Genomic DNA, 10,168 nt, shown 5'->3' on the forward strand with positions numbered 1-10,168 from the left:
GTATGGATATATTAAACGTAACCTCTCGCTTGAATGCTGAGGTTTTGATATGGCGATTATCCAATCGGTGAGTCGAGCTCTCGCAATCCTTGAATCACTCGCGACCCAAGATCAGGGCTTCAAACTCAGTGAACTTGCTGGCGCTCTGGAACTCGAAGTATCAACTTGTCATAATCTGCTAAAAACCTTAGTGACTCGCGGATATGTCATTCGAGATGGCGTTACACGGAATTATAAAATTGCAGGCAAGTTTGGCCAGCCTACTTCTTTAGGCATTCACGATCTTAATCTCCTAGAGGACATCGCATGTATAGCTCGGGATTACTCTCGAACACCGGGTTTTAACACATATATAGCCCTCCCGGAGCTACACTTAGTGCGCTATGCGAATTCCTTTGTCGACGGCCATAACGATCCGCGTAACACTGCGTTCTATAGTGAAAGTATAGGCATACATTCTGCGTCAGCCATATTATTTTTGGCTCACATACGGGTTATGAGATGTCATGCAGATCTACGAGGTCTTTTGTCGACACCGGCTGTGCAAGCACGCTTGGCTTCAGCTGAGGCGAAGGGTTACGCGTTGGATTTGGGATACTCCGTCGCAGATGTCCACGGGGTCGCATCACCCGTATGGCAGCACGGAGAAGTTGTCGCAGCTGTAGGTTTATACGGGTCTCGCCGTCTGTTAGACAGGAAGAAGCTAGAACAACATGGTTGGATTCTAATGCGGAGACTGCAAGAAATTGTGGGGAATAATATAAGATTACCGTCACGTCGGGACGGCGAGGTCGGTGATTAGTGATATTTGTACATGTAATTCTGCGGGAAGCAGCAGGCATTAACTAGCTAGATTTCAGCATCTGCGGAATAAGCGAAATTTATGGAATGAATTGCGCTGTTGTCAACGGGCGGCATGAGCCGGTGAATGGCTTAAAAGCAAGTCAGCAATGTTCTTTTTTGTCCCACGAAAATTTTTGTCATCCACGCTCTAGAGGTAGAAGGTCAGCTTAGATGCGCAAGTGACTTAATGTCGCAGGCTTTACATCCCGATCGCTATTATTCGCTTTTTTGAAAATTCCCACGCGATTGCCCCACTTCCCCGCGTTGTTCCGGAGACCGCCTTTCCGATTTGCTTGTCAATCGCTGGCGTCCATGGAACTAACTGAAACCCCAGTCCGTTGTCGATCATCGCGTATCGTCCCGACGCTAGAGTGATGCGCTGACGATAAACACCAGCCACGTTGTCACCCGGCGCAACGGGATCGAACGGCCTTCCTTCCTGCCGCGCGAGTTTCTCCCCGGCAGCCCTCAGCTCGCGCTCTCGAAGCGTGGACAGCAAACCCCGCTCGAACCTGACACGTTCCCCGTCCCGCTGCGCGAGCCCTTCCCGCACGAGATGATCCGCACGTCGACGCATCGCGTCCCGCACCTCCGCCCCGAAGCCGCCACCCAGTTCTGGCGGTTCGTTGGCCAAGGCCTGTCTGTCCAGCCATGTGGCCCCCTGCGCCTCTACCTGCTGCTCCAGCGTGAAGTCCGACCGCACCGCCAGCGCGATCCGACTTCGCCCTTTCGCGTCCTCGAACCGGCGCAGTTCGAGGATCGCTCCCATCGGTGCGTCGGTGGTCGCTTCCAGGCTGGGAAGATGCACATGATGGGTTCGTCCGTCGATCCCGTCTACTACCGCAAAGGCCGTGCCCTTCAACTCGTCATCAAGCCCGCGCCCGACCAGTCTGCCGAGGACAGGATGCTCCGCTTCGTCGCTCGCCAGCACCCACGACGCTTGCGGTCGTTCCACACCCTGTTCGGCAAGGCCACGATGAATCCGTTTGATGATGTCGTTGCGTTGCCCCATTTCACGCAATGTCGCCTCGGCGTGCTCCTCCAGCGCCCAGCGGCCCAGTTCGATCTGCCGCGCCAGCCCCAGTCCTTCCAGGCGCCGGAGACGGCCGACCTTGAGCACCTCGAACGTGTCGGGCCGCCGATCCGGTGAGGGGCGCATATCAATGAGTCCATGTTCACCCGCATCGCGCTGAAGCTGCCGATCGAGTTGCGTCCAGCGGTCGGCCTCGACCTGGCGCTCAACGGCGCGCCGAATCTCCACATCGTTGCGCAGACCGAGTTCGCGGGTCACGAGTTCCTGCGCACGACCCCGCATGCCTTCCCGGATGTAATCGCGCGCGATCACCAGGTCCTCGCCGTCTTGGGCCTTGCCCCGCACGATGACATGAATGTGGGGATGCTCAGTGTTCCAGTGATCGACGGCCACCCAGTCGAGCTTCGTGCCAAGATCGTGCTCAGCCTGCGTCATCAGGTCGCGCGTGAAGCGCTTCAGATCCTGCATCTCCACGGCATCATCCGGGGAAACGATGAAGCGGAAATGATGACGATCATCGGCGCACCGCTCGGCGAAAGCTTTGGGATCGACCTCGTCCTGCTCGGGGCCGAACAGCTTCGCCTTCTCGCCATCCTGTGTCACACCCTCGCGCCGCAGATACCGGAGATGCGGAGTCAGTGGTGCTGCGCGCGGTCCATGCTTCACAACGCGCGCCTTGATCACCACCCCGCGTGAGCGACTGGTGAGGAAACGGTTGGCATGCGCGCTCGCCACACGGCCGCGCCCGAAGGTCGAGCGACCACCACCGCCCTGCCTCCCTCGTCCCATGCCCCCCGCCCGCTGAGTGGCCGCCAGCGCCTGGGCAATGAAGGGCCGTGCCCGCTGGGTGCCGGGCGAGCGGATGCGACCCGGTCGAACCCGGAAATCGTCGTCTTTTGTCATGGAAATCCCCGCGAGGTGCGCAAAATGGCCGGAAACCGCCAGAAACGGGGAGAAGCAGGCTTCAGAGCGGCCCGCACCTCGCAGAGGGGGCCAGAAATCCGCAGAAATTCGCCACAAAACCACCCCCAACCGAGACGCACATCGCGGCTTTTATCCTGCCTATACGCAACCCCCTCCCCCAGCGTCCTTCTGTGCCCATCCAAACCCGGACGTAGCAACGAGGCAGGAGCCAGCATGCACCATGCCGTCATGGTCCATCCCTCCAGCCGACCGAAACGAAGAGATCCGATGGTGAAGCTGGTGGGACAAGGCTCACACCGGTCGTCATCGTCCCACTCGTTGAAGCCCGCACAGGACCGACGAACAGCTTCTCACTGGGAATGTGCGAGACTGGCGAAGCCTCCGGCAGTTGACGAAGAAATGTCGAAACAGCGTTGTCCCCCATCCGCCGTGCGACCGCAGTCACGTAAGCCCGCGTCTCGTCGGGCAGCGGTCGACCGGTCGCCAGATGCTCGTCATAGCGTCCGGGACCGGCGTTATAGGCGGCCAGAAACCCGGCGTCCCCGTAGCGGTCGTGCAGCCAGCGCAGATAGGCGGCGCCGGCGACGATGTTGTCGTGCGGGTCGAACGGATCGGCGCCGAGATTGAGGGTATGGCGCAGGTCACGCCACGTGCCGGGCATGATCTGCATCAGCCCCATAGCGCCCGCCGACGATATGGCATGCCGATCGCCGCCGCTCTCGATGCGCAGCACGCCGCGGATCCATGACGGCGGGATAGCAGCCTGACGGGCCGCCTCCCGCACCAGCGCGTCGAAATCCTGTGCATGCCCCGGAACCGGCGAGAGCGCCAGCGCGAGCCCGAACCGGGCGACCGTCAGGGCGCCCCATCGACAGTAAACCGTTCTCGACATCACAAATCCTCCGGCATGAGCATGTCCAGCGGTGAATCATCCGGGTGACGTTTCGGCGGCGAGAGGGAGAGTTGTGGCAGGACGAAGTTCCGTCGCCACGACTCCCATGCCCGGGTCACCGCTCCGGTGCCGGGGTAGAGATCGTCCAGCGCGTCATCCGGATGGGCGCCCAGCAACTCGAACGCCCAGTGACACACGGCGTCGGGTTTGGCGCCGGTCAGTCCGCGACGCAGGGTGATGCTCTCCTGAATCCAGTCCCGCATCACCAGGCGACGGCTGACGACAGGACGCCGCGCCGCCTTGATGATGACCGGCTCCCACGCATAGGCGACCGGAACATTGCGCTTGAAGGCGGCGAAGCCCTTGACCCACACCATCCAGCGCGCGCCGGTGTCCATGACGAGCGGCGCCAGCGTGGCGATCGACGCCGGTGTCGCGGCGGCATGCAGCACCCAGCCGTCATAGGTCGCGTCGAGGTGCCGCACGAGTGCCGCGTGATCGACCTCGCCCGCGTAGTCCGGCTGTCCGCGATAGAGGTGGGCGCAGTTCACGTAGGGCGGGTCGGCATAGCCGAGCCGGAGACGGACGCGCGTCATTCCCGGCCTCCCTGACGCTTGGCGGCGCGCGTCCAGACGAGGTTCCAGACACGACCGCCGCGACCGGCCTGAAACAGGGTGGCGCGGATCGGCTGGGCGAGCGACGGATCGTCCAACAGCACCACGACGTATTCGCCGGCGCGTTCCCCGGTGCGGGTCCAGCCTGCCCCTATCTCGGGCGCCTCGGCGTTGTCACCGAGATGGATGCGATAGTCGGGCGCGTTCTCCGCGTCCGTGTTCTCGGCTCGCGCGAAGGTCAGTTCCGCGTCGAGGGAGAGTGTGCGCAGGCGGCCGGCGAAGCCGCTCGCCGTGCGCGTGAAGACACCGATGTGGGTCATGGGTTGAGAGCTTTCGTGTCAGGGATTGTGAAAAGGTCTGGCGACGTCACGACGTCACTCGAGCGGCGGCTCGGGCGGCCGCTGAACCGCTGGACGCACCAGCATCGTGGGGAACCGTGGTCGCGGGTCCGGCAGATCCGGAAGCGCTGCGAACTGCGGAGGCGGTGGCTCTGCCTCGCCCGTGCGCAGGTAGACAGGGGTGGCACGACCGATCACGGTGTCGGCCGACAGGACACCGAAATAGCGTCCGTCGAGACTGGCCGGGACCGCCGAGTTCATGACGAAGACCTGCCCCGGCGCGAGATGACGGCACCCTCGCCACCCGGGTAGCGGACGCCCCCGATGGTCAACGGCTTTGGCCTCTCCGACCGTCTTCCCGTCGATGGTGACACGCAGGCCGACACGACAGACGGTCTGACCGGCGAGTGCTGCAACCGGCTTGAGCAGCGGCACGCCGAAGGGCAGATAGCCGCGCGTCGCCAGCAGCGTCGCGTCGCGCTCGGGCAGATGCAGCGCCACGATGTCGCCGACGCGCAGAGCGGCCGTCGGCGTGACCCGATACAGCCCGACCGGCACGCTGGCGGTGGCGTTCCACATCCAGTGTGGCGTGGGCGAGATACCGATCGTCGCCAGTGTCGTGAGTGCTGCGAAATAGGTGGTGAACAACCAGCCGCGCCGGGTCATGACGCGGTTCTCCGCCATAGCCACGCCTCATGGCGGGCGCGGCAGTAAAGAGGGGGCGGCAGCCCGGCCCGCAGTCGCGCGTCGAGATCGCGCCAGTAGTCCGGGCAGACAGTGCGCGGGTCAAACGGCTGCCGTTCGATGCGAGTGATAGCATCGAGCACCGCGCGAACCGGCCCGTCGCCGGTCTGACGCAGCAGCCTGTCGGCAGCGCCCGTGATCCATGGCAGAACGGCGCATGGCTCGCCCGGCGGCATGGCTCGCACAATGTCGATGGACACCGTGACGGCGCCCGTGTCGCTGGCAAGCCAGCGCATCAGGGCAAACACATCGCCTGCTGCGAAACTCACGCGGCGCCTGTGGCGATCAATTCTGACGCTGGTCTCGGGGATGCCGAAACGCAGCCAGTGTTCGATGCGGGTCTCGATCCAGACCAGATCGAGCTGCGCACCGGTAGGAGCGCGAAGATCGTTCATGACGGTTCTCCGACGGGAAAGGGAAGGATGGTGGCAAGGCGATCGCGGGCGCGCCGCGCCATGTCCGGGTCGATTTCGCAACCGACATAGCGGCGGCCGGCCAGCCGGCAGGCGACGCCGGCCGCGCCGGACCCGGCGAACCAGTCGCCGACGAGGCCGTCAGGCGGGCAGCTCACGCGCACCAGCAGGTCGAGCAGCGGCACCGGCTTTTCGGTGGGGTGGATGGCACGACCATGAACGTTGCGGAAACGCTGCACGGAGCGGGCGAGACGCGGGCCGCCGTCGAGGCTGCGATAGGTGCATGCCGCGATGGCGCCGGTGTGCGGCGGCCGGTGCTTACGGCGCACCGTCCGCGCCCGGGCGTCGTCCGTGGTAGCCACTTCGTTGTAGATGTCCTGCCATCGGGCGGTCGCGGGATAGAACTGCACGATCAGTTCGTGAACACGCCGGAAGCGGTCAGCGTGAAACACGCTGCCGTTCTGCTTCTCCCAGACGATTTCCTGCGCGTGCCGCAGCCGGGCGACCCGGAAGTCCGTCTCGGTCGCCATGAAGCTGCGCAGGGAACCGAACACCCACAGCGAACCGGACGGCGTCAGGGCTTGTGCTGCCAGCGGCAGCCAGCCCTCGACCCGCCGATCCCACGACAGGGAGGTCTCGCCGTAGGGCGGGTCGGCAAGGATCAGGTCATACGGTCCCTGCGCCGGCATGAGGTCGCGGCAGTCGCCGCAGAGCAGCGTCATGGCGATGTCTCCGCAGCGCCCTGCCCGCGTCGTCCGCTCAATTGGCGGCCACGGCTCTGACGAGGTGGAACAGGAGACGGGAAAAACGGACCGTTCCCGATATTGGTTCGGCGTATGTCGCAGCCCTGCGGCACGAAGAAGATCGCACGCCATGGGCCATGCATAGGGTCGCGCGCGGTACACATGTACAAAGAGAGTCTATTTAGACTCTTTAGAGAGAGACGATTTGTCATTGTTTTGCAGTCCCTTATCGATGGTTTTCGCACGCGATAGGCGTGGATTCACTGGTCGATAGGCGTGTCCGCACAAAATTATCGACAGGGATATCAACAGACTTATCCACAGACGCATCGGGAGCGGGCCTCAGGCGCACCCGTTCCGGCCAGTTCAGATCGGATAGTTCGATGCGATAACCGGGAAGCGGGTTGCTGCGGGCTATGCGCCGGAGGATCGCCACGAACGCTGTGAGCGTCTGGGTAATTCCTGTCTTGCGGTGCAGATGGGCGACCTCAAAAACCCAGCCGTCACGTTGCCGCCCGGCATGGCGGCGTGCGATCAGGTAGAGCAGTCGTTCGAGACCGCTGGTGAGGGTAAAATACGCCGGGTCAAGCGCGAGCACGGCCCTTGGCGTGAGAACCGCTTCGCGCACCCAGCCGGCGAGACGGATCTGGACGAAGCCGGCGGAGATCCGCCAGTCTTCGATCCACGGCGCGCCGGTCTGCTCATCAGTCCATTCTGACGCGCTCATGACGACATTGGTCCGGCTGAGGCGTTCGAGCCCGTCTGGCAGACGCTCGTAATACCCACCCGAAACGCAGCGCCCCGGAAAGCCGAGGATCTCATACCGTGTGGCCTGAAGGACTGTCGGGATCGGGGCGCCGCAACGCTGCGCCGCGATCATCGTCGATGTTGCCCAGATCAGGATGTCAGCGTCCCATATGGTCGCAAGCGCCATCGGAGACGAAACGAGGATGTTCTGACTGCCCTGCCTGAAGCGCAGCGGGGCGTGACGGCGTCCCTTCCCCAGCGCAAAGAACGCGTTGGACATGAAGAGACGGGGCATGCAGGGGGTCATGATCGCCCCTTTCCGCGCCGTGCGACACCCGCGCGCATGAGGATGTAATTTTTAGAGAAAATAGACTTTGAAAGGCCGTTTTCGACCCATGTTTTCAGATCTCCAGTTGTATAGGTGACGCGGTTACCGAGCTTGTAGAAGACAGGACCACCGCCAATTGTGCGGTATCGTTCAAGTGTTCTTGGTGAAATACCGAGCCATTCAGCAGCCTGTGGGGTCCGCAGATGCCGGGCCGGTCTCGGTTGGGGCCTTTTCCTGACCATGACTATTCTCCACTGAAACAGGACGTGGCGTAACGCCGCGTACCGGGGCGGAGACTGGCGAAAAAAAAGGCCGGGGGTGGTGGACGAAAACAGGGGGCTCCCAAGGAATCGTCCACCCCATCAGCACGGCAGACAGACTATGTTCAGTGGGCGCCGCGTCGCGTTTACTGGCGAGGCGAATCAGAACACCTTATGGAGAAGACGGTTGTTTTCAGCAGGGAGTGTGCGATGTCGTCTGCGGAAATGCACGACGACCATATTGCAGCAAGGCGAGGTATTCGCCGGCGGCAAGTTGCTCCCCAAGCGTCAGCAGGCGTTCGACGCGGGCACGCTGGTGAACGTCTTTCCACAGAGAGCCGCTCAGAGACTTCACTTCGGGGTCCGTCAGGGCCGCGATGTCACGCGCCGTGGCGCCGGAACGTTTGGCGGTGAGCGCCTGCAAGGCGTGGGCAAGACGCCTGATTCTATAGCGTGTGGGGCGAAAGACGTTGGGCAACGGACCGCTCCTCCTGCCATACAGATGCTCGATGAAGCGACGCAAATGATGAAGACGTACCCAACAGGATTCATCAAGAGGAATCACGACAGCGGGTCTGCCGTGGCAGTCATCGGCGATCCATAACCGCAGCGGTCCGGCCCGATCTCCCATGATGACGTGAAGGCCGTCATCGGCGGTTGCGGCATGAATGTGTGGTGTCAGGATCAGGGGTGTAAATGTGGCGGCTGTGTAGATTTCAGGGGCGCGGACCAGCGCGATGATGGCAGAGAGAGCCTCCGCCGCCCAAAGCGCAGGGGCAGCCCACGCAGGGATGGACGGGTCAACAGGGAAATCGGAGGCCCCACTGACGTGCAAAAGCATCGAGATTGCGCTGGCGGACCGTCTCGTCTGAGTCGGAGAGTCCGGTAAATGCATGGTATCCACGCACATAATCCTGATTCAGGGAGAGGAACTCCTGCGCAAAATCAGGGAGGTCGAGCGTGAACGCCCTGTCCAGAAATCCGGGACTATACCAATCGGGTCGTGTCTCCATCGTCGGTCAATCTCCTGTCATCACGTGGACGCGTCATCCAAAGATCAATCACAAGCAGCATCTGATCGGTTCGTGTCGGCAAACGTCCGTTGCGCCCGAACAGCGCCAGGGACGCGCTAATTGCGTCGAGAAGGGAATGTTCCGGTCACAAGATCAGCGTCAGGGGCAAGCCGCGCAAAAGAGGCCGCCCCGACGACAGCGGCACCCAACACTCCGAGGATGATCCGCATGAGCGGAGAAGAAATGCCGATCTCGGCCAATCCAGTTGTGGCGAAGTATCCCGCAACAGAGGCCGGAAAACAGAAGGCAAGCACGACGGCAAGTCTGATTTCGGGACGCCGGGCCGTCGTCAGCGCTACCCGAAATAGCCATAGTACGAGACTACCAGCAATAATGGCAGGAAGAACGGCCGCCAATCCGGCACCCATGCGATATGTCCAGAAGAAGACGATCAGTCCCGCCATTGTGGGCACGACAATGGATACAAGGCTAAAGAAGACCCAACAGAGCAGTGCGATCCCCAAGACCCACGAGATGAGCCCGATGACAATCATCTCCACCTCCGGCAAACAGTACGGGACATTATAATACGTACTGTTCTGTAGTTATTCCAGAAAAAAAGACGTACCCGATATGATCTGGCGGGGATGTTTTGCTCAAACAGGCTTACCAGAAGTGTTCCCCGCCTACATGCATGGGACTGCCGTTCCGCCCGGCTCATTCGTCCGAGCGCCGGTGCGTCGCTGCGATCTGCGCCATGGCATGCTCCAGTTCGCGCTCGATCTGCTGGCGCTCGCGACGGCTCAGGTGAAAGCTGGTCAGTTCGGCGCGCAGCATCTGGATGTGGCCGTGGTGCGTGGTCATCGTCCTGCTCCTTTCGTTTCTTGAAGACAGGCCGCCGGCTCATGCCGGGGTGGACCGGGTCAGGGATCGCCGCAGGCGACCGGCTCGCCGGCGCGTGGGGGAGCCGATTTTGTTCGGCGCGCCCGCAGGGGTGCGTCGGGCAAAATTGGGGGGACCACGCGTCCTTGACGCGGTTTGCCCTCGCGCATGGTACAATGGGAAGGCTGAGGGAAAGCCTCGTGTTCCTCTTGCGTCTCACGTCGGGCGACCAGCGCTGCCGCCCGCGCCCGGAAGAGCACGTGGGAAAAGAAGTGCCGGAAGGCCCCGCCCGGGAAGACCGGGCGGGGTTGGTGGTGGGGAGCTTACTCCCCGTTCCGGCTGCGGGGCCGGGTCCAGATGAGGGTGTAGCCTTCCCCTTCCTCGTCGGTGAACA

Annotated in this window: 15 protein-coding genes; 2 read left to right on the plus strand and 13 right to left on the minus strand. The window is 62.3% G+C overall.

Annotation, left to right across the window (positions count from 1 at the left end; all coding sequences use genetic code 11):
• Positions 1-49 precede the first annotated feature (49 nt).
• Entirely contained in the window at positions 50-802 is a 753-nt protein-coding gene (locus tag JN414_RS17285) for a helix-turn-helix domain-containing protein (protein ID WP_086898729.1), read from the plus strand.
• Between the two features lie 240 nt (positions 803-1,042).
• Here JN414_RS17285 and JN414_RS14750 read toward each other — a convergent pair whose 3' ends face one another.
• The 13 genes from JN414_RS14750 to JN414_RS14805 form a co-directional block, all read right to left on the minus strand.
• A complete protein-coding gene (locus JN414_RS14750; RefSeq protein ID WP_194265298.1) occupies positions 1,043-2,779 on the minus strand; it encodes a VirD2 family relaxase/mobilization nuclease in 1,737 nt (578 codons plus the stop codon).
• A 247-nt stretch (positions 2,780-3,026) separates the two neighbouring features.
• The gene (locus JN414_RS14755) at positions 3,027-3,692 is read right to left on the minus strand and encodes a lytic transglycosylase domain-containing protein (protein ID WP_194265272.1); all 666 of its coding nucleotides are present in this window, start codon (positions 3,690-3,692) and stop codon (positions 3,027-3,029) included.
• Positions 3,692-4,288 carry a hypothetical protein gene (locus JN414_RS14760; RefSeq protein WP_194265273.1) on the minus strand — a complete coding sequence of 199 codons (597 nt, stop codon included), beginning with the start codon at positions 4,286-4,288 and terminating at the stop codon, positions 3,692-3,694. Before JN414_RS14760 ends, JN414_RS14755 begins: the two co-directional genes overlap by 1 nt.
• The gene (locus tag JN414_RS14765) at positions 4,285-4,626 is read right to left on the minus strand and encodes a DUF736 domain-containing protein (RefSeq protein WP_194265274.1); all 342 of its coding nucleotides are present in this window, start codon (positions 4,624-4,626) and stop codon (positions 4,285-4,287) included. The genes JN414_RS14760 and JN414_RS14765 overlap by 4 nt, the downstream gene beginning before the upstream one ends.
• Positions 4,627-4,680: 54 nt before the next feature.
• Positions 4,681-5,310 (minus strand): S26 family signal peptidase, encoded by a 630-nt coding sequence (locus tag JN414_RS14770; RefSeq protein WP_194265275.1) that lies wholly within the window; start codon positions 5,308-5,310, stop codon positions 4,681-4,683.
• The gene (locus JN414_RS14775) at positions 5,307-5,783 is read right to left on the minus strand and encodes a DUF2840 domain-containing protein (protein ID WP_194265276.1); all 477 of its coding nucleotides are present in this window, start codon (positions 5,781-5,783) and stop codon (positions 5,307-5,309) included. Before JN414_RS14775 ends, JN414_RS14770 begins: the two co-directional genes overlap by 4 nt.
• A complete protein-coding gene (locus JN414_RS14780) occupies positions 5,780-6,523 on the minus strand; it encodes a site-specific DNA-methyltransferase (protein ID WP_194265277.1) in 744 nt (247 codons plus the stop codon). Before JN414_RS14780 ends, JN414_RS14775 begins: the two co-directional genes overlap by 4 nt.
• Positions 6,524-6,770: 247 nt before the next feature.
• The gene (locus JN414_RS14785) at positions 6,771-7,598 is read right to left on the minus strand and encodes a replication initiator protein A (RefSeq protein ID WP_194265739.1); all 828 of its coding nucleotides are present in this window, start codon (positions 7,596-7,598) and stop codon (positions 6,771-6,773) included.
• A complete protein-coding gene (locus tag JN414_RS14790; protein WP_081938982.1) occupies positions 7,595-7,861 on the minus strand; it encodes an AlpA family transcriptional regulator in 267 nt (88 codons plus the stop codon). The genes JN414_RS14785 and JN414_RS14790 overlap by 4 nt, the downstream gene beginning before the upstream one ends.
• Before the next feature lie 211 nt (positions 7,862-8,072).
• On the minus strand, positions 8,073-8,774 hold the full coding sequence (locus tag JN414_RS14795; RefSeq protein WP_237390106.1) for a DUF2285 domain-containing protein: 702 nt from the start codon (positions 8,772-8,774) through the stop codon (positions 8,073-8,075).
• On the minus strand, positions 8,680-8,892 hold the full coding sequence (locus JN414_RS17290) for a transcriptional regulator domain-containing protein (protein WP_166443806.1): 213 nt from the start codon (positions 8,890-8,892) through the stop codon (positions 8,680-8,682). The genes JN414_RS14795 and JN414_RS17290 overlap by 95 nt, the downstream gene beginning before the upstream one ends.
• Positions 8,893-9,008: 116 nt before the next feature.
• Positions 9,009-9,446: a hypothetical protein gene (locus JN414_RS14800; RefSeq protein WP_194265279.1), complete on the minus strand. Its 438-nt coding sequence runs from the start codon at positions 9,444-9,446 to the stop codon at positions 9,009-9,011.
• A gap of 163 nt (positions 9,447-9,609) precedes the next feature.
• A complete protein-coding gene (locus tag JN414_RS14805; protein ID WP_194265280.1) occupies positions 9,610-9,756 on the minus strand; it encodes a hypothetical protein in 147 nt (48 codons plus the stop codon).
• A 218-nt stretch (positions 9,757-9,974) separates the two neighbouring features.
• Here JN414_RS14805 and JN414_RS17025 point away from each other — a divergent pair.
• Positions 9,975-10,168, plus strand: a 194-nt coding sequence (locus JN414_RS17025; RefSeq protein ID WP_237390104.1) for a hypothetical protein, incomplete at its 3' end; no start/stop codon positions are given.

The sequence above is a fragment of the Gluconobacter sp. Gdi genome (assembly GCF_014132155.1).
Classification (GTDB): Bacteria; Pseudomonadota; Alphaproteobacteria; order Acetobacterales; family Acetobacteraceae; genus Gluconobacter.

Coding starts and splice junctions, on each gene's coding strand:
- JN414_RS14775 (WP_194265276.1), bottom strand. CDS start 5,783: ATGAACGATCTTCGCGCTCCTACCGGTGCGCAGCTCGATCTGGTCTGG.
- JN414_RS17285 (WP_086898729.1), top strand. CDS start 50: ATGGCGATTATCCAATCGGTGAGTCGAGCTCTCGCAATCCTTGAATCA.
- JN414_RS17290 (WP_166443806.1), bottom strand. CDS start 8,892: ATGGAGACACGACCCGATTGGTATAGTCCCGGATTTCTGGACAGGGCG.
- JN414_RS14785 (WP_194265739.1), bottom strand. CDS start 7,598: ATGACCCCCTGCATGCCCCGTCTCTTCATGTCCAACGCGTTCTTTGCG.
- JN414_RS14805 (WP_194265280.1), bottom strand. CDS start 9,756: ATGACCACGCACCACGGCCACATCCAGATGCTGCGCGCCGAACTGACC.
- JN414_RS14755 (WP_194265272.1), bottom strand. CDS start 3,692: ATGTCGAGAACGGTTTACTGTCGATGGGGCGCCCTGACGGTCGCCCGG.
- JN414_RS14765 (WP_194265274.1), bottom strand. CDS start 4,626: ATGACCCACATCGGTGTCTTCACGCGCACGGCGAGCGGCTTCGCCGGC.
- JN414_RS14790 (WP_081938982.1), bottom strand. CDS start 7,861: ATGGTCAGGAAAAGGCCCCAACCGAGACCGGCCCGGCATCTGCGGACC.
- JN414_RS14770 (WP_194265275.1), bottom strand. CDS start 5,310: ATGACCCGGCGCGGCTGGTTGTTCACCACCTATTTCGCAGCACTCACG.
- JN414_RS14795 (WP_237390106.1), bottom strand. CDS start 8,774: ATGCATTTACCGGACTCTCCGACTCAGACGAGACGGTCCGCCAGCGCA.
- JN414_RS14750 (WP_194265298.1), bottom strand. CDS start 2,779: ATGACAAAAGACGACGATTTCCGGGTTCGACCGGGTCGCATCCGCTCG.
- JN414_RS14780 (WP_194265277.1), bottom strand. CDS start 6,523: ATGACGCTGCTCTGCGGCGACTGCCGCGACCTCATGCCGGCGCAGGGA.
- JN414_RS14760 (WP_194265273.1), bottom strand. CDS start 4,288: ATGACGCGCGTCCGTCTCCGGCTCGGCTATGCCGACCCGCCCTACGTG.
- JN414_RS14800 (WP_194265279.1), bottom strand. CDS start 9,446: ATGATTGTCATCGGGCTCATCTCGTGGGTCTTGGGGATCGCACTGCTC.